The 22,928-nt window shown below is 69.8% G+C and carries 22 protein-coding genes; 13 read left to right on the top strand and 9 right to left on the bottom strand.

Features of this window, described 5'->3' with window-relative positions; genetic code table 11:
• Positions 1 to 134: 134 nt before the first annotated feature.
• Complete coding sequence (locus ACFYTS_RS35490) at positions 135 to 620, bottom strand: nitroreductase/quinone reductase family protein (RefSeq protein WP_387309603.1); 486 nt, start codon at positions 618 to 620, stop codon at positions 135 to 137.
• Positions 621 to 715: 95 nt separating this feature from the next.
• Here ACFYTS_RS35490 and ACFYTS_RS35485 point away from each other — a divergent pair, with 95 nt between their 5' ends.
• Positions 716 to 1,609, top strand: coding sequence for an RNA polymerase sigma-70 factor (locus tag ACFYTS_RS35485; protein ID WP_387309608.1), 894 nt, complete (start codon positions 716 to 718; stop codon positions 1,607 to 1,609).
• A gap of 16 nt (positions 1,610 to 1,625) precedes the next feature.
• Here the strand turns inward: ACFYTS_RS35485 and ACFYTS_RS35480 are convergent, their stop codons facing one another.
• Both ACFYTS_RS35480 and ACFYTS_RS35475 read right to left on the bottom strand, forming a co-directional pair.
• Positions 1,626 to 2,402, bottom strand: coding sequence for an isocitrate lyase/phosphoenolpyruvate mutase family protein (locus ACFYTS_RS35480; RefSeq protein WP_387309602.1), 777 nt, complete (start codon positions 2,400 to 2,402; stop codon positions 1,626 to 1,628).
• Positions 2,403 to 2,468: 66 nt separating this feature from the next.
• Positions 2,469 to 4,205: an LCP family protein gene (locus ACFYTS_RS35475; protein ID WP_387309607.1), complete on the bottom strand. Its 1,737-nt coding sequence runs from the start codon at positions 4,203 to 4,205 to the stop codon at positions 2,469 to 2,471.
• Between the two features lie 88 nt (positions 4,206 to 4,293).
• Between ACFYTS_RS35475 and argC the strand changes: the two genes are divergently transcribed.
• From argC to ACFYTS_RS35445, 6 genes are read left to right on the top strand one after another with little or no spacing between them, the layout of a single operon-like run.
• Entirely contained in the window at positions 4,294 to 5,367 is a 1,074-nt protein-coding gene (gene argC / locus ACFYTS_RS35470) for an N-acetyl-gamma-glutamyl-phosphate reductase (protein ID WP_357288453.1), read from the top strand.
• Between the two features lie 32 nt (positions 5,368 to 5,399).
• Entirely contained in the window at positions 5,400 to 6,602 is a 1,203-nt protein-coding gene (gene argJ, locus ACFYTS_RS35465; RefSeq protein ID WP_387309606.1) for a bifunctional glutamate N-acetyltransferase/amino-acid acetyltransferase ArgJ, read from the top strand.
• Positions 6,599 to 7,498 (top strand): acetylglutamate kinase, encoded by a 900-nt coding sequence (argB, locus tag ACFYTS_RS35460; protein WP_387309601.1) that lies wholly within the window; start codon positions 6,599 to 6,601, stop codon positions 7,496 to 7,498. The genes argJ and argB overlap by 4 nt, the downstream gene beginning before the upstream one ends.
• Positions 7,495 to 8,688 (top strand): acetylornithine transaminase, encoded by a 1,194-nt coding sequence (locus tag ACFYTS_RS35455; RefSeq protein ID WP_387309600.1) that lies wholly within the window; start codon positions 7,495 to 7,497, stop codon positions 8,686 to 8,688. The genes argB and ACFYTS_RS35455 overlap by 4 nt, the downstream gene beginning before the upstream one ends.
• Positions 8,685 to 9,629, top strand: a complete 945-nt coding sequence (gene argF / locus ACFYTS_RS35450) for an ornithine carbamoyltransferase (protein WP_387309599.1) — start codon at positions 8,685 to 8,687, stop codon at positions 9,627 to 9,629. Before ACFYTS_RS35455 ends, argF begins: the two co-directional genes overlap by 4 nt.
• A complete protein-coding gene (locus ACFYTS_RS35445) occupies positions 9,626 to 10,156 on the top strand; it encodes an arginine repressor (RefSeq protein WP_387309598.1) in 531 nt (176 codons plus the stop codon). The genes argF and ACFYTS_RS35445 overlap by 4 nt, the downstream gene beginning before the upstream one ends.
• Before the next feature lie 21 nt (positions 10,157 to 10,177).
• Here the strand turns inward: ACFYTS_RS35445 and ACFYTS_RS35440 are convergent, their stop codons facing one another.
• A complete protein-coding gene (locus ACFYTS_RS35440; protein ID WP_387309597.1) occupies positions 10,178 to 10,945 on the bottom strand; it encodes a trans-aconitate 2-methyltransferase in 768 nt (255 codons plus the stop codon).
• A 248-nt stretch (positions 10,946 to 11,193) separates the two neighbouring features.
• Here ACFYTS_RS35440 and ACFYTS_RS35435 point away from each other — a divergent pair, with 248 nt between their 5' ends.
• Genes ACFYTS_RS35435 through argH form a run of 3 tightly spaced genes read left to right on the top strand, consistent with a single transcriptional unit; the run spans position 11,194 to position 14,789 of the window.
• The gene (locus ACFYTS_RS35435; RefSeq protein WP_357097064.1) at positions 11,194 to 12,396 is read left to right on the top strand and encodes an argininosuccinate synthase; all 1,203 of its coding nucleotides are present in this window, start codon (positions 11,194 to 11,196) and stop codon (positions 12,394 to 12,396) included.
• Between the two features lie 48 nt (positions 12,397 to 12,444).
• On the top strand, positions 12,445 to 13,371 hold the full coding sequence (locus ACFYTS_RS35430; RefSeq protein WP_387309596.1) for an SAM-dependent methyltransferase: 927 nt from the start codon (positions 12,445 to 12,447) through the stop codon (positions 13,369 to 13,371).
• Positions 13,368 to 14,789, top strand: a complete 1,422-nt coding sequence (gene argH / locus ACFYTS_RS35425; RefSeq protein WP_387309595.1) for an argininosuccinate lyase — start codon at positions 13,368 to 13,370, stop codon at positions 14,787 to 14,789. Before ACFYTS_RS35430 ends, argH begins: the two co-directional genes overlap by 4 nt.
• Positions 14,790 to 15,314: 525 nt before the next feature.
• Here the strand turns inward: argH and ACFYTS_RS35420 are convergent.
• The 4 genes from ACFYTS_RS35420 to ACFYTS_RS35405 form a co-directional block, all read right to left on the bottom strand.
• Positions 15,315 to 15,785 (bottom strand): peroxiredoxin family protein, encoded by a 471-nt coding sequence (locus tag ACFYTS_RS35420; protein ID WP_387309594.1) that lies wholly within the window; start codon positions 15,783 to 15,785, stop codon positions 15,315 to 15,317.
• Positions 15,786 to 15,864: 79 nt separating this feature from the next.
• Positions 15,865 to 16,413, bottom strand: coding sequence for an RNA polymerase sigma factor (locus tag ACFYTS_RS35415; RefSeq protein WP_387309593.1), 549 nt, complete (start codon positions 16,411 to 16,413; stop codon positions 15,865 to 15,867).
• A 101-nt stretch (positions 16,414 to 16,514) separates the two neighbouring features.
• On the bottom strand, positions 16,515 to 16,973 hold the full coding sequence (locus ACFYTS_RS35410; protein ID WP_357288483.1) for a DUF1801 domain-containing protein: 459 nt from the start codon (positions 16,971 to 16,973) through the stop codon (positions 16,515 to 16,517).
• 61 nt (positions 16,974 to 17,034) lie between these two features.
• Entirely contained in the window at positions 17,035 to 17,382 is a 348-nt protein-coding gene (locus ACFYTS_RS35405; RefSeq protein ID WP_387309592.1) for a VOC family protein, read from the bottom strand.
• A 156-nt stretch (positions 17,383 to 17,538) separates the two neighbouring features.
• Here ACFYTS_RS35405 and ACFYTS_RS35400 point away from each other — a divergent pair, with 156 nt between their 5' ends.
• The 3 genes from ACFYTS_RS35400 to ACFYTS_RS35390 all read left to right on the top strand — a co-directional run bounded on the left by ACFYTS_RS35400 (position 17,539) and on the right by ACFYTS_RS35390 (position 21,586).
• A complete protein-coding gene (locus ACFYTS_RS35400) occupies positions 17,539 to 20,361 on the top strand; it encodes an ATP-binding protein (protein ID WP_387309591.1) in 2,823 nt (940 codons plus the stop codon).
• Positions 20,362 to 20,593: 232 nt separating this feature from the next.
• Positions 20,594 to 21,241 (top strand): helix-turn-helix domain-containing protein, encoded by a 648-nt coding sequence (locus tag ACFYTS_RS35395; protein WP_387309590.1) that lies wholly within the window; start codon positions 20,594 to 20,596, stop codon positions 21,239 to 21,241.
• A gap of 21 nt (positions 21,242 to 21,262) precedes the next feature.
• Positions 21,263 to 21,586 (top strand): multidrug efflux SMR transporter, encoded by a 324-nt coding sequence (locus ACFYTS_RS35390; RefSeq protein WP_357288495.1) that lies wholly within the window; start codon positions 21,263 to 21,265, stop codon positions 21,584 to 21,586.
• A gap of 15 nt (positions 21,587 to 21,601) precedes the next feature.
• Here ACFYTS_RS35390 and ilvA read toward each other — a convergent pair whose 3' ends face one another.
• Complete coding sequence (gene ilvA, locus ACFYTS_RS35385; RefSeq protein WP_387309589.1) at positions 21,602 to 22,825, bottom strand: threonine ammonia-lyase; 1,224 nt, start codon at positions 22,823 to 22,825, stop codon at positions 21,602 to 21,604.
• Between the last annotated feature and the right edge of the window lie 103 nt (positions 22,826 to 22,928).

Here is a 22,928-nt window from a genome sequence, read left to right as displayed (position 1 = left end):
CTGAACTTCCGCGATTTCCTCTGCGCCACAAGCCACTCCGTTCAGTCACCCAATCCTAGATTGGGACACTGTCCGAAGAACATCAGGCACCTCACTCTTTGTCTTTGGTCTTGTTCTTTGGGTTTTGTCTTCAACTACGCACGGCTGAGCACCGCGATAGGGAACTGCCGCGGACTCAGCGCACGGTAGGTATTGAAGTGGGGGTACGCCGCGGACAGAGTCTGCCAGTGCGCGTCGTATTCGGCGGGATCGGTAACCACCCGGTAGGTGACGGGAAAGCTGTCGCGCCCGATCCGAACCTGAGCCTTGTCGGTGGCAAGAAGGTTCTTCCACCAGTTGGGCACGCCGGGATTGCCGCCATTGGAACCGCAGACCAGCAGATCGTCGCCGGACCGGACGAGCATCAGCATGACAGGCCGCGGCTCGCCGGACTTGCGGCCGGGAACCGTCAGCTCGAAGACGGGGTCGCCGAAGAGAGTGGCGAAGCGAGTGCCGCCGAAACGCGTGTAGAGACGACGGTGGACGCGGGCGTAGAAGCGGGCCACGCCGCCCAGGTAGGTGCTGGAGTAGAAGTTGAAGCGGCCCATCAGGGTCAGCTTGCCGGGGTCGGCGCCGGTCATTGGATTTCCCCTCGGGACGGCGGACATTCGGGTTGACTGTACATGGTGTCCAGCGAGTTGACGCGAGGGCTACTGGCTAGGCTTCGGGCATGGGGATGGACACGCAGCGGGCGGCCGGGGCGGACGAATTCGATGGGCTGCGACCGTTGTTGTTCACCGTCGCCTACCAGCTGCTCGGGAGCGCGGCCGACGCCGAGGACGTGGTGCAGGACAGCTACCTGCGGTGGCGGGAGACGGACCGGGCGCGGGTGGAGAATCCACGGGCGTACCTGACCACCGTGGTGACACGACAGGCGCTCAACCATCTGCGCACGGTGCGTCGACGCCGTGAGGAGTACGTGGGCAGCTGGCTGCCCGAACCCATCCGCACCGACGCCGGTGTCGAACACGATGTGCTACTGGCGGAATCGGTGTCGATGGCCATGCTGCTGGTACTGGAAACCCTCGGGCCGACCGAGCGGGCGGTGTTCGTGCTGTCGGAGGTGTTCGGGCACAGTTTCGTCGAAATCGCCGGAATGGTCGGCAAATCCGATGCCACGGTCCGCCAGATCGCGCATCGAGCTCGCGCGCACGTGCGAGAGCGCCGCAAGCGGTTCGAACCCGACACCGAGACGAGCAGGGCGGTGATCGAACGATTCCTGCTGGCCACGCAGACCGGCGATACACAGACGCTGATGGATGTCCTCGCACCGGACGTCGTCCAGATCTCCGACGGCGGCGGCAAGGTCACCGCGGCCAGGAAACCCGTCGTGGGCGCGGATCGGGTCGCGATCTACCTGGTGCGGCTGGCACGGAACGGCATCGCGGACATGACCGTCGAGTTCGGCGCGTACAACGCACTGCCGGCCGTCCTGTTGCGCACCGCGGATGGCCGGCTCGACACCGTGCAGCTGATCGAAATGACCGGCGACCGCATCACCGGGCTGTACGCGATCCGTAACCCGGACAAGCTGCGGACCGCCGAACTGACGCGCGTGCTCGCTCGGTGACCGGTCGCCGCGAAGGCTAAGGCTCCAGTACGCGCTGAATCGTTGCGTAACTGGGGATCTCGGCGACCAGCGGATGACCGTGGGCCACGGATTCCGCCGTGTGCACCGCGGCCGCCAGTGCCGCGCGGTACAGCAGTGACCCGGTGCTGATCCGCCGGACGCCCAACCCGCCCAGCTCGGCCACCGTCAGCCCGGTGGGGGAGAACAGGATGTTCAGCGGCGCGCTCAACGCCGCCGCGAGGGCCCGAATCCCATCGGCCTCGGTGATCCCCGGCACGAAAATGCCGTCCGCACCACACTTCTCGTAATGCTGGACCCGCTCCAGCGTGGAGTCCGCGTCGATGCCGAGCCAGTGGGTGTCGGTGCGCGCGTTGACGAACAGCTCGGGCACGCGAGCCTTCACCGCCGCGATCAGCTCGCCGTGCTCACGAGGATCCGCCAACGCCGTATTGGATCGGCTGTCCTCCAGGTTGATGCCCGCGATCCCCGCGTGCGCGAGTTCGGCGCAGAACTCCGCCACCTCGCAGGCGTCGGTGCTGAACCCGCCCTCGATGTCCGCGGTGACCGGGATGGTCAGCCGGCCGAGCCGCCGCGCCAGCGCGAGGGTCTCGGCACGCGTGGCGGCGGTGCCGTCGGGCAGTCCGGCCGCGGCCGCGACGCCCAGGCTGGTGGTGCCCAGCGCCGGGAACCCCGCCTCGGCGAGCATGGCCGCCGACCCGTAGTCCCACGCGTTGGGCAGGACCAGCGGGCGGTCACCGTGGTGCAGACTGCGGAAGAGATCGGTCTTCGTCATGGCGGCGCTCCGTTCGTCGACGGTGGGTCACGCGGGTCGTGGCGATATCAGGTCACGCAGGTGAGATCAGTTCACGCAGGGGATCTTCGAGCCGATGGTGGTGGTCACCGGCTTGCCGGAGTCGGGCGTGTCCGAGGTGGTCGCGTCCGTGGTCGCGGCCAGGCTGTTGCTGGAGCCGTTGGCGGTGGTGGTGGGCGTGGTGGAGGTGGCCGTCGGGTCCAGCGACGTCGGGATCTCGAGGTCGCTGCCGACGACCAGCTTCACGTGCCCGGCCGACACCGAGGTCGACGGGCTGACCGGCAGGCCGCCGAACATCTCCGACACCTGCTTGGCGTCGGTGTCGGCGCCGGTGCCGTAGTAGACGGTCGAGCTGGTGCCGTCGGCGTAGGAGGCGTTGGCGACCTCACCGGCCGGGAATCCCTTGGCGGTCAGCAACTTCGACACCTTCGCCGCCTGACCGGGGGTGCCGCTGGCGTTGACCACGTCCAGCGTCGAGGTGGGCGTAACGATCGGGGCGCTGGGCGCGGCCGGAGTCGACACGCCGAACGCCTCGCGCACCGTCTTCTTGATCGCCACCGGATCGATGACGTTCACGTCCTGGCCGTCGACATTGTCGTAGCGCAGCACCGGCAGCGTGCGGAACTCCACCGACGGCGAGTCCGCGCGGCCCAGGGTGGTGGCGAAATCGGTGAGGCTCCAGCCGTCGGAGAGCACCACGTCCTTGTGCGCCACATCGATCAGCGCCTTGAGCCGACCCGGATTGGTCAGCGTGCCAGAGCTTTTCATGGAGTTCGCGACCGAGGTCAGGAACGCCTGCTGCCGGTGGGTGCGGTCCAGGTCGCCGTTCTCGAGGCCGTGCCGCTGCCGCACGAACGCCAGCGCGTCCGAACCGTCCAGGTGCTGCGGTCCCGCCGGGAACTGCGCGCCCGAGTAGTAGCTGTCGTCCACGGCGTGGTTGAGGCACACGTCGACGCCGCCCAACGCGGTCGCCAGATCGTAGAAGCCCGCCAGCGAGATCTCCGCGAACCGGTTGATCGGGACACCGGTCAGCGCCTTCACGGTCTGAACGATGCTGGCGCGCCCGGCTTCCCGGCCCTGCCGCTCCAGCTCGGGACCCTCGGCCATGCCCTTGGCCTTGAGCTTCTCCTCGACCGTGTACTTCTTGAGGCCGTACGCCTCCTTGATCTTGGCGTGGTCGTAGCCCGGGATGCCCTGCACCGGCACATAGTCGTCGCGCGGGATGGAGAACGCGACGATGTGCTTGAGGTCCTTCGGAATGTGCACCAGGATCAGCGAATTGGCGTTGTAGCCGCCCTCGGAGCCGTCGCCGGCGTGCAGCTGGTCGAGGATGTCCTTGGGGAGGTCGTTGCCGTTCAGGTCTTTTCGGGTGTCGAGACCGATCAGCAGCATGTTGATGTCGCCGTCGAGGTTCACGTCCTCGGGCGAGATCGCGCCGGAGCGGGTGAAACCCTGGTCCAGGGTGGTCTCGCCGTACCAGACGATGCCGGTGACGCCCATCACGCTCGCCGCGACCATGGCCATGGCGCCGCGTCCGACCAGCCGCAGCTTCTTGTCGCGCGCACGTTCGGCGGGGGTGCGTTCGCGGCGGTCGGCGCCGCGGCCCGGCTTCTCGCCGCCGCCCTGTCGATCCCCGGTACGACGGCGGCCCGCGCGCGGGGGATTCGAGTCGCCCTCGGCGCGCCGCGAACGGCGAGGTGCGGGATTCGGCGTCTCCGGTGCCTGGCGAGAGCGGCCCGGCTGGGGGCCGACGACCGGCAGCGGTTGGGTGGCGTCGTCGTACATGGCGCTGTCGAGTGTGCCGTAAGCGGCGCGTCCTGTCAGATTTCCGCCCAGTTGTGAATGAGCTTGCACAGTCGTGCATAATCATCACATGGTGGATACCTCGAACGGGCCCCTGCGGGTCGCGGTAGCTGGTGCGAGCGGCTACGCGGGGGGTGAAGTGCTGCGCCTGCTCCTCGGACACCCCGCCTACCGAAGCGGGCGCCTCGAGATCGGGGCGCTGACCGCGGGCTCCAACGCCGGCACCACCCTCGGTGAGCTGCAGCCTCACCTGCTGCCGCTCGCCGACCGGGTGCTCGCGCCCACCACCGTCGAGGAACTGTCCGGTCACGACGTGGTCTTCCTCGGCCTGCCGCACGGCCAGTCCGCGGCGATCGCCACGGCCTTGCCGGACTCCACGATCATCATCGACTGTGGCGCCGACTTCCGGCTCACCGACGGCGCGGCCTGGGAGAAGTACTACGGCACCCCGCACGCCGGCCACTGGCCCTACGGGCTGCCCGAACTGCCGGGCGGGCGCGACAAGCTGCGCGGCGCCACCCGGATCGCGGTCCCCGGCTGCTACCCCACCGTGTCGAGTCTGGCGCTGGCCCCGGCCGTCGCGGCGGGCATCATCGAACCGCGGGTGAATGTGGTTGCGGTGAGCGGCACTTCGGGCGCGGGCCGCAAACTCGACGTGGGCCTGCTCGGCTCCGAGGTGATGGGCTCGATGCGGGCCTACAGCATCGCGGGCGCGCATCGGCACACCCCCGAGATCGCGCAGAACCTGAAGGCCGCCCAGCTGTCCGGCGGGACCGCCGGTGCCGACGTGAGCGTGTCGTTCACCCCCGTGCTGGCCCCGCTGCCGCGCGGCATCCTCGCCACCTGCACCGCCCCCACCACCGTGGACGCCGCCCAGGCCCGGGCCGTCTACGAGAAGGCGTACGCCGACGAGCCTTTCGTGCACCTGCTGCCCGAAGGCGTGCTCCCGCAGACCGGTTCGGTGCTCGGCTCCAACGCCGTCACCCTCCAGGTCACCGTGGACACCGACGCCGGACTGCTGGTGGTCATCGGCGCGATCGACAACCTGACCAAGGGCACCGCCGGGGCCGCGGTGCAATCGATGAACCTGGCCCTCGGAATCGACGAGACCGCAGGACTTTCCACCGTAGGAGTGGCACCGTGAGCAACGACAACGTCAGCAACGACAGCGGGGCTGTGGGGAACGGCAAGCTCGTGCGGTCCCAGGGCGTCACCGCGCCGCTGGGCTTCCGGGCGGCCGGTATCACGGCGGGCATCAAGAAGAGCGGCAAGCCCGACCTGGCGCTGGTGTTCAACGAGGGCCCCGAATATTCGGCGGCGGGCGTGTTCACCCGCAACAAGGTCAAGGCCGCACCCGTGCTGTGGTCGCAGCAGGTGCTGACCGGCGGGCACCTGCGCGCCGTCATCCTGAACTCGGGCGGCGCCAACGCCTGCACCGGCCCCGGCGGCTTCCAGGACACCCACGCCACCGCCGAGGAACTCGCGAAGGCGCTGAGCAACTGGGGCACCGAGACCGGCGCCGGCGAGATCGCCGTCTGCTCCACCGGTCTGATCGGTGACCGGCTGCCCATGGACAAGTTGATCCCCGCCGTCACCGAGATCGTGCACGAGATGGGCGGCGGCCTGTCCGGCGGCGCCGAGGCCGCGCGCGCCATCATGACCACCGACACGGTGCCGAAGGAGACCGCCTTCCACCACCGGGACAAGTGGAACGTCGGCGGTATGGCCAAGGGCGCGGGCATGCTCGCGCCGTCGCTGGCCACCATGCTGGTGGTGCTCACCACCGACGCTGCCGCCACCCCGGACCAGCTGGACGAGGCGCTGCGCAACGCCACCCGCTACACCTTCGACCGCCTCGACGTGGACGGCTCCTGCTCCACCAACGACACCGTGCTGCTGCTGGCCAACGGCGCGTCCGGAGTCGTCCCGAGCCAGGCCGACCTGAACGCGGCCGTGCTCGGGGTCTGCGACGACCTCGCCGAGCAGCTCATGTCCGACGCCGAGGGCGTCACCAAGCGCGTGCACATCACCGTGAAGGGTGCGGTCAGCGAGGAAGAGGCGCTGATCGGCGCGCGGGCCCTGGCTCGCGACAGCCTGGTCAAGACCGCCTTCTTCGGCTCCGACCCGAACTGGGGCCGGGTGCTGGCCTCGATCGGCATCGCGCCCATCGAACTGGATCCGAACCGGGTCTCGGTGTCGTTCAACGGATCCCCGGTGTGCATCGACGGCGCGGGCGCGCCCGGCGCGCGCGAGGTGGACCTGTCCGGCCCCGACATCCAGGTGCTGGTGGAACTGAACCTCGGCGACGGTGAGGCCACCGTCCGCACCACCGACCTGTCGCACGGTTACGTCGAAGAGAACTCGGCCTACAGCTCATGAGCGATGTGGTGAAACAGCTTTCGGCCCTCGACAAGGCGCACGTCCTCGCCGACGCGCTGCCGTGGCTGCAGAAGTTCCGCGACAAGATCGTGGTCGTGAAGTACGGCGGCAACGCCATGATCGACGGCGACCTCAAGCGCGCCTTCGCCGCCGACATGGCGTTCCTGCGCACGGTCGGCGTGCACCCGGTGGTGGTGCACGGCGGCGGGCCGCAGATCAGCGCCATGCTGAAGAAGCTCGGCATGACCGGCGAATTCCGCGGAGGCTTCCGGGTCACGACGCCCGAGGTCATGGACGTGGTCCGGATGGTGCTGTTCGGGCAGGTGGGCCGGGAACTGGTGGGGCTCATCAACGCCCACGGCCCGTACGCGGTCGGTATCTCCGGTGAGGACGCGCACCTGTTCACCGCCACCCGCCGCACCGTGCAGGTCGACGGCGAGGCCACCGATATCGGGCTGGTCGGCGACGTCACCTCCGTGGAACCCTCGGCCGTGCTGGATCTGATCGCGGCGGGCCGGATTCCGGTGGTGTCCACCATCGCCCCCGACGCCGACGGCGTGGTGCACAACATCAACGCCGACACCGCCGCGGCCGCGCTCGCCGAGGGCATCGGCGCGGAGAAGCTCGTCATCCTCACCGATGTCGAGGGCCTGTACACGAATTGGCCCGACCGGTCCTCGCTGACCAGCCGCATCGACACCGACGAACTGGCCAAGTTGCTGCCGTCGCTGGACGAGGGCATGGTCCCGAAGATGGAAGCCTGCCTGCGCGCCGTCGAGGGCGGCGTCCCGACCGCGCACGTGATCGACGGGCGCGTCGCGCACTCGGTCCTGCTGGAACTGTTCACCGGGGAGGGCATCGGCACGATGGTCACCCCCGCACAGGAGATCTCATGAGTACAGCCGACATTCAGCAGCGGTGGCAGACCGCCCTGATGAACAACTACGGCACCCCGAAGGTCGCGCTGGTGCGCGGCGCGGGCGCGGTGGTGTACGACGCCGACGGCAAGCGCTACCTCGATTTCCTGGGCGGCATCGCGGTCAACAGCCTCGGGCACGCGCACCCGGCCATCCTGAACGCGGTCACCCAGCAGCTCGGCACCTTGGGCCACGTCTCCAATCTGTATGCCTCCGAACCGGTCATCGAGCTCGCCGAGCGGCTGCTCGCGCACTTCGGCGACGGCCACGGCAAGGCGTTCTTCTGCAACTCCGGCACCGAGGCCAACGAGGCCGCGTTCAAGATGGCGCGACTGACCGGACGCACCAAGATCGTCGCCTGCGAGGAGGCGTTCCACGGCCGCACCATGGGCGCGCTCGCGCTCACCGGCCAGTCGTCCAAGCGGGAGCCGTTCGAGCCCATGCCCGCCGGCGTCGTGCACGTGCCCTACGGTGACGCGCTCGCGCTGGCCGCGGCCGTCGACCAGGACACCGCCGCGGTGTTCATCGAACCCATCATGGGTGAGAGCGGCGTCGTGGTGCCCCCCGCCGACTACCTGGCCAAGGCCCGCGCCATCACCAAGGACCAAGGCGCGCTGCTGATCCTGGACGAGGTGCAGACCGGTATCGGCCGCACCGGCGCGTTCTACGCCCACCAGGCCGCGGGCATCGTGCCCGACGTCATCACCCTGGCCAAGGGGCTCGGCGGCGGCCTGCCGATCGGCGCGGTGCTGGCCCAGGGCCCGGCCGCGGATCTGCTGCAGCCGGGCATGCACGGCACCACCTTCGGCGGCAACCCGGTGTGCGCGGCGGCCGCGCTGGCCGTGTTGCGGACCATCGACGAAGAGGGTTTGCTCTCGCACGTGGAGAAGGTCGGCAAGATCCTCGTCGACGGCATCGAGCACCTCGGGCATCCGCTGGTGGATCACGTGCGCGGCGCGGGCCTGCTCATCGGCATCCAGCTGACCGACGACGTCTCCGCCGAGGTCGATCTCGCCGCCCGTGAGGCCGGCTACCTGCTGAATCCCGCCAAGCCCAATGTGATCCGGCTCGCCCCGCCCCTGGTGCTCACCGAGACCCAGGCCGAGAACTTCCTGTCCGACCTGCCCGGCATCCTCGATGCCGCCCAGGCCCAGAAGGAGTCCAAGTGACCATCCGGCATTTCCTGCGCGACGACGACGTCACCCCCGCCGAACAGACCGAGATCCTCTCCCTGGCAGCGGAATTGAAGGCCGCGCCACTGGCCCGCAAGCCCCTGGAAGGCCCGCGCGGCGTCGCGGTCATGTTCGAGAAGAACTCCACCCGGACCCGCTTCTCCTTCGAGATGGGCATCGCCCAGCTCGGCGGCCACGCCGTCGTGGTGGACGGCCGCGACACCCAGCTGGGCCGCGAGGAGACCCTCGCCGACACCGGCCGGGTGCTCTCCCGCTACGTCGACGCCATCGTGTGGCGTACTTTCGAACAGGCCCGTCTGGACGAGATGGCCGGAGCCGCAACGGTTCCCGTCGTCAACGCGCTGTCCAACGAGTTCCATCCGTGCCAGGTGCTGGCCGACCTGCAGACCCTGCGCGAGCGCAAGGGCGACGATCTGACCGGCCGCAACCTCACCTTCCTGGGCGACGGCGCGAACAATATGGCGCACTCGCTCATGCTGGGCGGCGTCACCGCGGGCATGAACGTCACCATCGCCGCCCCCGAGGGTTTCGAACCCTTCGGCTGGATCGTCGACGCCGCCCAGAAGCGGGCCGCCGAGACCGGCGCGACCATCACCATCACCCACGACCCGCTGGCCGCCGTCGACGGCGCCGACGCCCTGGTCACCGACACCTGGACCTCCATGGGCCAGGAGAACGACGGCCGCGACCGCGTCGCCCCGTTCCGTCCCTTCCAGGTCAACGCCGAGCTGCTGGCCCGCGCGGCCGCGGATGTGACGGTCCTGCACTGTCTTCCGGCCCACCGCGGCGAGGAGATCACCGACGAGGTCCTCGACGGCCCGCACAGCGCGGTCTGGGACGAGGCCGAGAACCGCCTGCACGCCCAGAAGGCCCTGCTGGTCTGGCTGCTGGAACGATTCGCGCGAGGCGACAGGTGAGCAGCGGCGAACGACGCACGGCCGCACCGGCTTCGGGTAAGTCCGGTGCGGCCGTCGCACGCACGCGCGCGGGCCGGCAGGCCCGCATCGTCGCCATCCTGGCCCAGCACGAGGTCCGCAGCCAGTCCGAACTGGCCGCCCTGCTCTCCGCCGAGGGCATCGACACCACCCAGGCCACCCTCTCCCGCGACCTCGACGAACTCGGCGCGGTGAAGCTGCGCGCCGCCGACGGCGGCGCGGGCGTCTACGTGGTCCCCGAGGACGGCAGCCCCGTTCGCGGCGTGACCGGCGGCACCGAACGCCTCTCGAAACTCCTGGGCGACCTGCTGGTCTCCACTGACGCCAGCGGCAATATCGCGGTCCTGCGCACCCCGCCCGGCGCGGCGCACTTCCTGGCCAGCGCCCTCGACCGCGCGGCGCTGCCCGAGGTGGTCGGCACCATCGCCGGCGACGACACCATTGCCGTCATCGCCCGCGAACCCATGACCGGTGCGGAACTGGCCGCCAAGATCGAACAGCTGGCCTGAGCGTTCACCCCGCCCGAGTGTTCACTCGGCCTTGTGCGCCACCGCGAAGACGCGGCGGAACGGCAGCCACGTCGTGCCGTCGGGGTTGCGGGGGTAGGCGTCGCGCAGGATCGGGGCGAGGTCGGCGCGGAACTGCTGCCACTCCCGGTCGTCGAGGGTGTCGCGGACCGGACGCAGGGCCGTGCCCGTGACCCAGTGCAGGACCGGGTCTTCGCCGGTCAGGGGCTGGAGGTAGGTGGTTTCCCAGGCGTCGACCGCGCATCCGGCGGCGGCCAGGACCGAGGCGTACCCGGCGGGGTCCGGAACCGCCTGGCGGTCGGGAATGCCTGCCGCCGACAGGCGTTCGCGCCAGCGCGGGGAGGAGGCGACCTCGCGGATCGCGACATGGGAAGGGGCGTCGAAGTTCCCGGGCACCTGGAGGGCGAGCCAGGCGCCGCCGGGCAGGACGTCGATCCATTTCGGCAGCAGGGCAAGGTGATCCGGGACCCACTGCAGGACCGCGTTGGTGACGACCACGTCGGTGTCGGGGGCGGGGTGCCAGTCGCGGACATCGGCGACCGTGGCGTCGATGCCGAGTTCGCGTGCGGCGGCAACCATGTCGGGGGAGGAGTCGAACGCTTCGAGTGCCGCGTCCGGCCAGCGCTTCGTGAGGGCGGCGGTGAGATTGCCGGGGCCGCAGCCCACGTCGGCCACGCGCCGGGGCCGGTCGGCTCGTACACGGTTGACCAGATCGAAGAACGGTCGCGCGCGCAGATCGTCGAAGGCGAGGTAGGTCTCCGGGTCCCACATGGGGTCCTCCGATCGTCGAATTTCCCAAACCGTACGTCCGTACTGTATTCCTGTTCTGGTGTCGAGGCAAGGCTCTCGGCGGCGATGGGCGCGGCGATCGGCGCAGGCGGGGACCCCGGTTATGAATGGGATTGCATCGTCATGCATAATCATTTGCAGGACGACGGAGCGCACCATGGGACCGGGTAGGGACCGCGGGCGGCGCACCGGTCGAGGGCCTAAACGGACTACTGAGGAGCACACGGACTATGACCAAGCGCGTCGTACTCGCCTACTCCGGCGGACTGGACACATCGGTCGCCATCAGCTGGATCGGTAAGGAGACCGGCGCCGAGGTCGTCGCCGTCGCCATCGATCTCGGCCAGGGCGGCGAGGACATGAACGACGTGCGCCAGCGCGCGCTGGACTGCGGCGCGGTCGAGTCCATCGTCGTGGACGCCCGCGACGAGTTCGCCAACGAGTACTGCCTGCCCACCGTGCAGGCCAACGCCCTGTACATGGGCCGCTACCCGCTGGTCTCGGCCATCTCCCGGCCGCTGATCGTCAAGCACCTCGTCGAGGCCGCCGAGTACCACGGCGCCGACACCGTCTCGCACGGCTGCACCGGCAAGGGCAACGACCAGGTCCGCTTCGAGGTCGGCATCGGCGCGCTCGCCCCCGACCTGAAGGTCATCGCCCCGGTCCGCGACTACGCCTGGACCCGTGAGAAGGCCATCGAGTTCGCCGGTGAGAACAAGCTCCCGATCAACGTGAGCAAGAAGTCGCCGTTCTCCATCGACCAGAACCTGTGGGGCCGCGCGGTCGAGACCGGCTTCCTCGAGGACCTGTGGAACGCCCCGACCAAGGACGTCTACGACTACACCGTGGACCCGACCGTCAACTTCGAGGCGCCCGACGAGCTCATCATCACCTTCGACAAGGGTGTCCCGGTCGCCATCGACGGCCGCCCGGTCACCATGCTCGAGGCCATCACCGAGCTGAACCAGCGCGCCGGCCGTCAGGGCGTGGGCCGTCTGGACATGGTCGAGGACCGTCTCGTCGGCATCAAGAGCCGTGAGATCTACGAGGCCCCCGGCGCCATCGCGCTGATCGCGGCCCACCAGGAGATGGAAGCCGTCACCATCGAGCGCGAGCTGGGCCGCTACAAGCGCCAGGTCGAGCAGCGCTGGGGCGAGCTGGTGTACGACGGCCTGTGGTACTCCCCGCTCAAGCGCGCCCTCGACGCGTTCGTGCAGGACACCCAGCAGCACGTCTCCGGCGAGATCCGCATGGTGCTGCACGGCGGCAGCGTGGTCGTCAACGGCCGTCGCTCCGACGAGTCGCTCTACGACTTCAACCTGGCCACCTACGACGAGGGCGACACCTTCGACCAGTCGCTGGCCAAGGGCTTCGTCCAGATCCACGGTCTGTCCTCCAAGGTCGCGGCCCGACGGGACCTCAACAGCAAGTAGTAGCGTCGATCCGGGCAGTGCACGCACCCGGCCGAAGGAGACGCGCCCATGCGAACCGATGACGATAGTTGGGACATCACGGAGAGCGTGGGCGCGACCGCCCTCGGCGTCGCCGCCCTGCGCGCCCACGAGAGCGGACGCGAGGACGCGCTGTTCCAGGATCCGTACGCCGCGAAACTGGTGAGCGCCGTCGGCTCCGACGGCTGGAACAACCTCATGGCCGGGATGCGGAACCTCGGCGACGGTGAGCAGGGCGGCGAGGACACCGACCTGAGCAACTGGTCGATGGGCAGTGTCCTGATCGCTCGCACGATCTACTTCGACGAGTACTTCGCCGCCGTCCAGCGCGCCGGGATCCGGCAGATCGTGATCCTGGCCGCCGGGCTCGACGCCCGCGCCTACCGGCTCGAATGGCCCGAGGGCACCCGCATCTTCGAACTGGATCAGCCGAAGGTGCTGGCGTTCAAGGCACGAGCGCTGGCCGACGACGAACCCGCCGCCGACCGCAGGGAAGTGGCTATCGACCTGCGGCATGACTGGCCGAAGGCCCTGCTGGACAAGGGTTTCGAACCCGGCGAGCCGACCGCCTGGCTGGCGGAGGGGCTGCTGCGGTACCTGCCCGGCCACGCCCAGGACAACCTGCTCGAGCAGGTGGCCGAACTCAGCGCGCCCGGCAGCCGGGTGGCGTTGAACCTCGGCACCGACAAGGACATGGCCGACCAGTTCCGGGAGCGGCGCGCCAAGGTGATGGCCGACGCCGGCGTGAAGATCGACCTGGAAAACCTGTTCTACCCGTGGGAGGACCGCAAGGACCCCCGCACCTGGTTCGCCATGCACCAGTGGCTGGTGACCGAGGGCGACCCGGTCACCGTGCTCGAGGACCGCGGCCGTACCGTCCCGGAGACGGCCAAGGCCGGTATGGGCCACCACATTCTGATGACCGCACTCCGACCCCGAGGAGACGACACGCTATGAGCCAGGGCGGCAGCACCAATGCAGGCGCGCTGTGGGGTGGACGCTTCGCGTCCGGTCCCGCCGCGGCGATGGCGGCGCTGAGCAAGTCGACCCACTTCGACTGGGCGCTCGCGCCGTACGACATCCGCGCCTCCAAGGCGCACGCGCGTGTGCTGCACAAAGCCGGGCTGCTCTCGGCGCCGGATCTGGAGGGCATGCTGGCCGGACTGGATCAGCTGGCGGCCGATGTGGCGTCGGGCGCGTTCGGGCCGCTGGAATCGGACGAGGATGTGCACGGCGCGCTCGAGCGCGGCCTGATCGACCGGGTCGGCGCCGAGCTCGGCGGGCGGCTGCGCGCGGGCCGCTCCCGCAACGACCAGGTGGCCACGCTGTTCCGCATGTGGCTGCGGGACGCGGTGCGGCACATCGCCGCCGGCGTGCTCGACGTGGTCGACGCCATCGTCGCGCAGGCCGCCGCGCACCCCGACGCCGTCATGCCCGGCAAGACCCACCTGCAGGCCGCCCAGCCGGTGCTGCTGGCCCACCACCTGCTCGCGCACGCGCATCCGCTGCTGCGCGACATCGACCGGATCCGCGATTTCGACAAGCGGGCCGCGGTGTCGCCCTACGGTTCCGGCGCGCTGGCGGGCTCCTCGCTGGGCCTGGACCCGGAAGCCATCGCCGCCGAACTGAACTTCGACTCCTCGGCCGCGAACTCCATCGACGCCACCTCCTCGCGCGACTTCGCCGCCGAGGCCGCGTTCGTGCTGTCCATGATCGCCGTCGACCTCAGCCGCATGGCCGAAGAGGTGATCATCTGGAGCACACCGGAATTCGGCTACATCACCCTCGCCGACGCCTGGTCCACGGGCTCGTCGATCATGCCGCAGAAGAAGAACCCGGACGTCTCGGAGCTGACCCGCGGCAAGGCCGGTCGCCTCATCGGCAACCTGACCGGTTTGCTGGCCACCCTGAAGGCGCAGCCGCTGGCCTACAACCGTGACCTGCAGGAAGACAAGGAACCGGTCTTCGACTCGGTCGCCCAGCTGGAGCTGCTGCTGCCCGCCATCGCGGGCCTGGTCTCCACCCTGACCTTCCACACCGACCGCATGGCCGAGCTGGCCCCGGCGGGCTTCACCCTCGCCACCGACATCGCCGAATGGCTGGTCCGCCAGGGCGTTCCATTCCGCGTCGCGCACGAGGCCGCGGGCGGCTGCGTCCGCGCCGCGGAGGCGCGCGGCGTCGGACTGGACGAGCTGACCGACGCGGAGTTCGCGGCCGTCGACCCGGCCCTGACCCCCGGTGTGCGTGAGGTGCTGACGGTGCAGGGCTCCATCGCCTCCCGCAACGCGCGCGGCGGCACCGCCGGAACCCAGGTCGCCAAGCAGCTCGAAGAGGTGCGCGGCACGGCCGCCACCCAGCGCGCCTGGCTGGGCTGACTCACCGACGACAACGGCCCGTGGGGGTTCCTGCTCCGGAACCCCCACGGGCCGTTCGTCATCCGCGACGGTAATTCATGTGTTTCGCGGCGGGCACGGACGCGCGACCGGAGTCGTGCACCTTGCCGTCGCGATTGTGTTGTTTCCGCGCGCCTTTGCCGCGCCGTTCGGCGCGCGAGAGCCGAGGCTCCTCGGGAGCGTCGACAGGGATGTCGGGCGACGCGGGGACAGCGGGCGACGCCGGAATTGCAAGCGACGCCGGGATTGCCGGCGACGCGGGAATTGCATCCGGCGCGGGAGTTGCATGCGGCGCGGGAGTTGCAGGCAGCGAGAAGTGCTCGGGCACAAGTCCTCCTAGAAATATGCGTGACCGACTAACCGGATCGGATGCCGGTCGGAATCGGGAAAGCCACGGGCGGTCGAGACGGCAGACCGCCGGGCGTCAGACGCGAATCGCGCTCAGGAGAACAGGAACAGCCACATGCCGAGCACTGTAACCACAGGCCCGCATCCGCCGCATCCCATTTAATTCCGCGTGTCCCGCAGGGCGAGGACGGCCGCGGTGATGCCCTTCCGGTCGTAGCTGCTGACCGGCATGGTCGCGCCGTGGGCGTGGCGGACGGTGCCCTCGGCGTCGACGAGCACCGTCCCCGACTGCCGCATCGAACCGAACATCCGGCGGGTCAGGCCGACCGACTCGTGCGGGTCGCCGGTCGAGCCGGTCAGGACGGCGAACGGTATGGCGTGCTTGGTCTTCCAGGCCAGAGCGGCGTCGCGATCCTCGGGGACCACGATCACGACCCGGATGTCCTCGTCGTCGAAGAAGTCGCGCCGCGCGATCAGATCACGGACGTGCCGGTTGCAGATCGGGCACGAGGTCGAGCGCATGAAATACAGCAGGGTGCCGCGCGCGTCGCGGCCGTCCGACAGCAGCCAGGGCTGTCCGGCGGTATCGATCAGGTCCAGGTTCGGCGCGGGGTGTTCGGTGGTGAGCATGGCGGGGCGTCCCTTCGCATGGGGTGGTACGACATGGCCGGATGGCGTGAGATGACCGGTGGTGCGACCGGCCCGGCGGTCAGCGACGGTCGTCGAGACCCTGGCGGACCGCGGCGCGGGCGCGGTGCAGCTGCGATTTCATTGCCGCGGTGCTCAATCCGAGCGCGTCGGCGGTCGCGCGGCCGGGATAGCCCAGTACATCGCGCATGATCAGCACCCGGCGCTGCACCTCGGGCAGAGCCGTGATCGCCTCGGCCAGCTGGTCGGCGTCCAGCCGCCGCAGCACCTCGTCCTCGGCGGAGAGGACGACATCGCCGGTCTCGGTCCGCGGCGCGTGGTCCAGGACTCGGCGCGCCCGGCGCAGGCACTCGTTGCGGACGATGCGGAACATCCACGACGCCAGCGCGGTGGTCGCGCGCAGCGTGCCGATCTTGCGGTACAGGATGATCAGCGCTTCCTGCGTGGCGTCCTCGGCATCGGTGTCGGAGGCGCACAGATGCTGCGCGAACCTGCGCACATGCGGATGCGCGCCGTACACGACGGCGGCGATCGCCTCGCGGTCACCGTTCTGGGCCGCCGTCACCAGCTGCTCACCGGCCCAGCCGCGCTCCACGTCCTGCTCTCTCACTTCGATTCGTACAGTCACCACCATAAGAGCGTCCCCGGCCGGAAAAGGATTCGAATCCGGCCGGGGAAAGTTCGCCCGTAGGTGTTTCCGAGCTCGGGGGTCTAGCTCAGTGCCTGCCGCATGAGTTCGGTGATGCGTGCCTCGGTGGCGGGCGTCATGCTCCGCAGCGCGTAGTTGACCGGCCACATCTCGCCGTCGTCCAGGTTGGCGGCATCGTTGAAGCCCAGGATGGCGTAGCGGTACTTGAACTTGGCGGCGGGCTGGAAGAAGAACACGATCTTGCCGTCGCGGGTGTAGGACGGCATGCCGTACCAGGTCTTCGCGCCGAGCTCGGGGGCGATGGACTTGACCAGGGCGTGCAGGCGTTCGGCGATCGCGCGGTCGGCGTCGTCCATCTCGGCGATCTTGGCCAGCACGTCCTGCTCGCCGTCGGCCTTGGCGGAGCGGGAGTTGCGGCGGCGGGCGGCGGTCTTCAGTTCCTCGGCATGGGCTTTCATGGCGGCGCGCTCGTCGGCGCTGAAACCGACGGTGGTCTTCTGGGCGGGGTTCTCGGTGGCCATGGCTGGATTCCTTTGCGGGAGTGGGGGAGAGGCGGGAGAGGATCGGGGGCGACGGGGAGGGTCAGCGGTCCTGGATGAGGCCCAGGACATTGCCGTCGGGGTCGGTCACGGTGGCGACCAGGCGGCCGCCGCCGACCTCGCAGGCGGCCTGCTGCACCGTCGCCCCGGCCGCGGTGAGCGCCGCGATCTTGGCCTCGATATCGGCGACATGCCAGTAGGAGACGGGGGATTCCGGGCTCTGCGGGCTGCCCGCCGGGACCAGGCCGATGTGCTGGCCCTCGGCCTCGAAGCCCACGTAGTAGGGGGAGTCGGTCTGCGGCTCGAGGCCCAGCAGAGCGGCGTACACGGTCTTGGCGGCGGCCAGGTCGGCGACGGGGTGCAGCACGGTCTTGATGCCCTGGGTGGTCATTGTTTCTCCTGGTGAGAGGGTGTTCGTTCGGTGTGCTTCCAGCTTCGCCTCCGGGACCCCTCGGTCACATCCGTGGCGACCACGGAATCCACCACGGAGAGCGACACCGAGCCCGTCCGTACCGCCGCGGCCGATCCCATGCGGCAGACTGGGTTCATGGCTGTGACGTTGGAAATCTCCACCCGCGAAGCCGAGGTGCTGGCCCTGGTGGGCGAGCACCTCAGCAATGCCGAGATCGGTGCGCGACTGTTCATCTCGGTGCGCACGGTGGAGAGCCACGTCTCCTCGCTGCTGCGCAAACTCGACGTGCCCGACCGCCGGGCCCTGGCCCAGCACGCGGCCGCCACTCGCACCGCGAGCCCGCAGACCGCGCCCGTGCTGCCGAAACCGTTGACCTCGTTCATCGGCCGCACCCGCGAACGCGCCGAACTCGCCGAACTGCTCCGGACACAACGTCAGGTGACCGCGGTCGGACCGGGTGGCGTCGGCAAGACCCGGTTGGCTCTCGCCGTCGCCGCCGAGGTGGCCGCCGATTTCGCCGACGGCGTGTGGTTCGTCGACCTGGTCCCGCTCGCCAGCCCCGACACCTGCGTGGTCGCCGGCACCGTCGCCATGGCCCTCGGCATCGGCGAACAGCCCGGCCGCCCCTTCGACCGCGCCGTGCTGGCCGCGCTCGCCGACCGCAATGCCCTACTGGTCCTGGACAATTGCGAACACGTCCGCGACGGCGTGGCCCCCTTCATCGAAGAGCTGCTGGCCACCTGCCCCGGCATGCGCGTGCTCGCCACCAGCCGCGCCCGCCTGCTGGTGCCGTTCGAACACGCCTACACGGTGCCGCCCATGTCGCTTGCCGGAGAGGGTGATTCGGACGCCGTCGCCCTGTTCATGGACCGCGCGGCAGCCGGCGGCTGGCCGCCCAACCACGCGCTGCGCGACCAGGTCGCCGCGTTCTGCGGGCGCCTCGACGGCGTGGCCCTGGCCATCGAACTGGCCGCCGCCCGCTGGACCTCCCTCGGATTGGACGGCCTCACCGCCGGTTTGGACGACCAGCTGCGCATGCTGTCGGGCGGCGCCCGCGCCGACGACCGGCACCGCTCGGTCCGCGCCGCCCTCGACTGGAGCCACGCCCTGCTCGAACCCGAGGATCGCACCCTGCTGCGCCGGATCTCGGTGTTCATGGCCGCCTTCCCCGTCGAGGCGGCCGCCGCGGCCGCGGACGTCGACAAGGGCACGGTCGCTGCCGGTTTGGCGCGGCTGGCCGAGCAGAGCCTGCTCGTCGTCACCGATACCCCGACCGGCACCCGGTTCCGCGCCCTGGAGACCATCCGCCAGTACGGCCTCGAACAGCTCGACGCCGCCGGTGAGATCGACGCCGCCCGCGCCGCCCACCTGCGCTGGTGCGCGTCGGAGGCCACCGAGCTCGATTCCGTCCGCGACGGCTGGCGGCCCCGATTCGATATCGCCGCGGACGATTTCCGCGCCGCCCTCGGCTGGGCCTTCGAACGCCCGGATCAGCGGGCCGACGCGTTCGAACTGGCCCGAGGCTTCGCCCACCTGCTGTTCGCCCGCCACCACACCGGCGAATCCCAATGGCGCCACGAACAAGCCGCCTACCTCAGCGACGATCCCGCCGTCGCCGCCGACCTGCTCCGCCAGTCGGCCGCCGCGGCGGGCTGCGGCGGCAACGGCGACGACATGTACCGCCTGCACCGCTCCGCCGCCGAATTCGCCCAGCGCGCCGGTGATCCCGCCGCCGCGGCCATCGACCTGGCCACCGCGGCCTCGGATGCCTACCGCTTCTGGGGCAAGTTCGTGCAGCTCCCCTCCCGGCAGGACGCGGCGGCGCTCATCACCGAGGCCCGGCAGCTGGCCGACACCGCTGCGGGCGGGGATGACGCCCGGGTGGCGGCGGCCCGGTCCGCCATCGCCTCGGCTGAGGCGACAGTCTTCGCCAATCCGTTCAACGCGCCGCAGGGCACCGCCGAAGCGACTGCCGCCGAAGCGATGTCGCAGGTCGAGCAGGCCGTCGAACTGGCCCACGCCACCCGCGACCTGTTCGCCGAATCCGCCGCTCTGGACGCTCTCGCCGCCGCCCAGAGCGCCGCCGGGGACGTCCGGGCCGCCGCCGCCACTGCCCGCAAGCGAATCCGGCTGCTGTCCACCACTCCCGACAACCCGGTGGGCACCCACGAGCTGATGGACGCGCTCGGCCAGGCCGCCGAATTCGGCCTCGGCGCAGGCGATCTCGCCGGTGCCCGCCGCTGGGGACGGCAACTGGCCGAGCACCCCATGCTTGCCGAGGTCGGCCACACCGCCACCAGCCGTCTCCTGGTCGCCGACGCCCTGGCCGGCAATGTCGACGATGTCCTCACCCACGGCGCCCGCTTCCTCGAGGCCTGGCACCGCGAGGATCGCCCCGCCCGCTCCGCCCTCGGCGCCGCCGTCGCCGGCGTCCGAATGATCCACGGCCTGCGCGACGACTTCGACGCCGAACGCGAATGGACCGGCGTCCTCCAGCAACTCGGCACCCCACCCGCCGACGCCGACGGCTACCAGGCCGTCTTCGACGCCCTCCTGATGCTCCACCACGGCCAGCCCGAAGACGCCCTCGAACGCACCGAACTCACTCCGGCCGAGGCGACCACCCGCGTCCCGGGCGCCTGGCTCCCCTGGTACCTCGCCCTGCACGCCGAGGCCGCGGTACTGGCCGGAAATGGCGATGCGTCAGAGGACTTCGATCAGGCGCGCCTCACCGCCGCCGGAAACCCGGTCGCCGCGGCCATCATCGACCGGGCCGAGGCGCTGCTGACCAAGGATCGGGACCGATTGCTGTCCACCGCGGCCACTTTCGACGCCACGGGCTGCCGGTATCAGGCGGCGCGAACCAGGATTCTGGCCGGTGGCGCAGAGGCGGCCGACGGGGCCGCCGTGCTCACCACACTGGGCGTGACCCCGATGACCGCGCTGGTGCACCTCTAGCGGCTCAGCAGTGCGGGGTCGCGGCCTGCCTCCGACAACGAGGTAATCCTGCACTTCGCGCGGCCCGCGCTCTGCTTCGCGGCGGTGTCGAACGCTCCGGCCAGTGCACCGGCGCGGGCCCGGCCCAGGATCGGTCGGCGGTCTGGGGGGACACGCGGTTCTGCGGTCGATCGAACAGTGCCGATGCTCAAATCTCGGGACGCGCTACTTGCCTGAATATAACATCTATGTTATGAATTGGGGAGAGGTGGAACTGGAGTCCGAAGTTTGCGACTGGTTCGACACGCTCGGCCAGGACGATCAGGAAACTGTGATCTTCTACGTCGACCTATTGACGGAGCGTGGTGCATTACTGGGAGTGCCGTACACGCGGCAGCTGTGTGGCAAGTTACGTGAACTGCGGTTCTATCTCTCGCGCGACGCGGTCCGGATCACCTACTGGATCGCGTCGGGCAGGCGCATCATCTTGCTGACGGTGTTCCGGAAGCACCGAATGCGTGAGACGGCCGAAGTGGAGCGGGCGGTGCGAGCGATGGATCGCTGTGCCGCCGAGGCTCATACCGTGGAGGAGGAGAATTCCATGGGCGAACGCAAGAATTGGGCCGAAGTTCGGGCCGAGGTCATGAATCGGCCGGGGGCGGGAAGCGCCTACGACGCTGCGAAGATTCGATTCGAGCTCGGTGCCGCGGTTCGGCAACGTCGGGAGGAGCTGGGGCTTACTCAATCCGAGCTGGCGGATCGGGCGGGATTGAAGCAGCCCGCGGTTGCGAGGTTCGAGGCCGGGGGGACCATGCCGACGATTCCGATGCTCGAGCGATTTGCCGAAGCGTTGGAGTTGCGGCTCAGTGTCGAGTTCCATCGGTTGCCGGAAGCGGGGTGAGGGCTCGCTATTGTTCGGGCCATGACCTTGTTGTTGCTGGCGTTGGCGATCGTGTGTGAGGTGACGGCGACGGTGTCGCTGAAGATCTCCGAGGGGTTCAGCAAGGTGGTGCCGTCGGTCATCGTGGTGATCGGGTACGGGGCTGCGTTCTACTTTCTGTCGCAGGCGTTGAAGCGGGGGATGGCCATCGGGGTGGCGTATGGGATCTGGTCGGCGGTGGGGGTGGTGGCGGTGGCGACCATCGGTGCGCTGTTCTTGGACGAGCGGATCACGGCGGTGCAGATCGGGGGGATCGTGTTGGTCATCGCGGGGGTGCTGGCATTGGAACTCGGTGGGGCGCACTGAGGTTCGGCGGCTACCTCAGTCCTGGACGCGGACCTCGTAGCCCGCGTCGGCGAGGGTGGTGAGGACCTCGTCGCGGTGGGCGGGGCCGCGGGTTTCCAGGGTGAGGAGGACCTCGACCTCGTCGATGCCGAGCCAGGCGCCGGTGCGAGAGTGGGCGACGTCGAGGACGCTCGCGCCGGTGCGGCTCAGCTCGGACAGGAGGCGGGACAGGCTGCCGGGGCGGTCGGAGATGGTGATGCGGGCGGCCAGGTAGCGGCCCGCGGCGCTGAGGCCGTGGCCGATGACGCGGGTCAGCAGCAGGGGGTCGATATTGCCGCCGGAGAGGATGGCGCAGACCGGGCCGTCGAGGGCGAGTTCCTCTGCGCTGCAGGCCATCAGGGCGGCGACACCGGCCGCGCCCGCGGGCTCGACGATCAGCTTCGCTCGTTCCATGCACAGCAGCAGGGCCCGGGACAGGGCGTCCTCGTCGACGGTTACGATGGTGGGCGCGGAGTCGAGGACGTGTTCGAAGGGGACCTCGCCGGGCAGGCCCACCGCGATGCCGTCGGCCATGGTGGACATCTGTTCCAGGGCAATCGGTTTCCCCGCGGCCAGGGACGCCGGCCAGGCGGCGGCCTCGGCGGCCTGAACCCCGATCACCCGGACCTGCGGGCGCAATCGTTGCAGGGCCGCCGCGACACCCGCGAGCAGGCCGCCGCCACCGGTGGGAACCAGCACGGTGCCGACATCCGGGAGCTGCTCGAGGATTTCGAGCCCCACCGTCGCCTGCCCGGCCACGATATCGAGATGATCGAACGGATGGACCAGCGTCGCCCCGGTGCGATCGGCGAATTCCTTTGCCGCGAACAGGCATTGGTCGACGGTGTCGCCCACCTGGTACACGGTCGCGCCGTACGCCCGGGTGGCCACCAGCTTCGGCAGGGCCGCGCCGACCGGCATGAACACCGTGGAGTCGAGGCCCAGCGAGGTCGCCGCCCAGGCCACCCCCTGCGCGTGATTGCCCGCGCTGGCCGCCACCACACCGCGCTCCCGCTCGGCGGGCGACAGATTCGCGATCCGGTTGTAGGCGCCGCGCGGCTTGAACGAGCCGGTGCGCTGCAGGTTCTCGCACTTCAGCCACACCGGGTGCCCGACCAGCTCCGCCAGCACCCGCGAACCGACCACGGGCGTCCGGCGGATCACCGGTTCGAGCAGGGTCGCCGCCGCCTCGATCCGCGCCATGAGCTCCATGCGCGCCATGTTGCCAGGAATTCACCTCACCCGCGGGGTGGCGCGACGCGGTGGATAATCGCGAATTCCGCACCTTGTGCCCGAGAAATGTGAAGCACGTGTGAACGGGCTG

Origin of the sequence: Nocardia sp. NPDC004151 (assembly GCF_042874235.1) — a bacterium.
In the GTDB taxonomy this organism is placed as follows: domain Bacteria; phylum Actinomycetota; class Actinomycetes; order Mycobacteriales; family Mycobacteriaceae; genus Nocardia.
Note: the sequence above shows the minus strand (reverse complement) of the source record. Positions and strands in the feature narration are given on the sequence as shown.

Bases quoted from the DNA above. Each gene is read 5' to 3' on its own strand.
- ACFYTS_RS35490 (WP_387309603.1), bottom strand. From the start codon at position 620: ATGACCGGCGCCGACCCCGGCAAGCTGACCCTGATGGGCCGCTTCAAC.
- ACFYTS_RS35485 (WP_387309608.1), top strand. From the start codon at position 716: ATGGACACGCAGCGGGCGGCCGGGGCGGACGAATTCGATGGGCTGCGA.
- ACFYTS_RS35480 (WP_387309602.1), bottom strand. From the start codon at position 2,402: ATGACGAAGACCGATCTCTTCCGCAGTCTGCACCACGGTGACCGCCCG.
- ACFYTS_RS35475 (WP_387309607.1), bottom strand. From the start codon at position 4,205: ATGTACGACGACGCCACCCAACCGCTGCCGGTCGTCGGCCCCCAGCCG.
- argC (WP_357288453.1), top strand. From the start codon at position 4,294: ATGGTGGATACCTCGAACGGGCCCCTGCGGGTCGCGGTAGCTGGTGCG.
- argB (WP_387309601.1), top strand. From the start codon at position 6,599: ATGAGCGATGTGGTGAAACAGCTTTCGGCCCTCGACAAGGCGCACGTC.
- ACFYTS_RS35455 (WP_387309600.1), top strand. From the start codon at position 7,495: ATGAGTACAGCCGACATTCAGCAGCGGTGGCAGACCGCCCTGATGAAC.
- ACFYTS_RS35440 (WP_387309597.1), bottom strand. From the start codon at position 10,945: ATGTGGGACCCGGAGACCTACCTCGCCTTCGACGATCTGCGCGCGCGA.
- ACFYTS_RS35435 (WP_357097064.1), top strand. From the start codon at position 11,194: ATGACCAAGCGCGTCGTACTCGCCTACTCCGGCGGACTGGACACATCG.
- ACFYTS_RS35430 (WP_387309596.1), top strand. From the start codon at position 12,445: ATGCGAACCGATGACGATAGTTGGGACATCACGGAGAGCGTGGGCGCG.
- argH (WP_387309595.1), top strand. From the start codon at position 13,368: ATGAGCCAGGGCGGCAGCACCAATGCAGGCGCGCTGTGGGGTGGACGC.
- ACFYTS_RS35420 (WP_387309594.1), bottom strand. From the start codon at position 15,785: ATGCTCACCACCGAACACCCCGCGCCGAACCTGGACCTGATCGATACC.
- ACFYTS_RS35410 (WP_357288483.1), bottom strand. From the start codon at position 16,973: ATGGCCACCGAGAACCCCGCCCAGAAGACCACCGTCGGTTTCAGCGCC.
- ACFYTS_RS35405 (WP_387309592.1), bottom strand. From the start codon at position 17,382: ATGACCACCCAGGGCATCAAGACCGTGCTGCACCCCGTCGCCGACCTG.
- ACFYTS_RS35400 (WP_387309591.1), top strand. From the start codon at position 17,539: ATGGCTGTGACGTTGGAAATCTCCACCCGCGAAGCCGAGGTGCTGGCC.
- ACFYTS_RS35395 (WP_387309590.1), top strand. From the start codon at position 20,594: ATGAATTGGGGAGAGGTGGAACTGGAGTCCGAAGTTTGCGACTGGTTC.
- ACFYTS_RS35390 (WP_357288495.1), top strand. From the start codon at position 21,263: ATGACCTTGTTGTTGCTGGCGTTGGCGATCGTGTGTGAGGTGACGGCG.
- ilvA (WP_387309589.1), bottom strand. From the start codon at position 22,825: ATGGCGCGCATGGAGCTCATGGCGCGGATCGAGGCGGCGGCGACCCTG.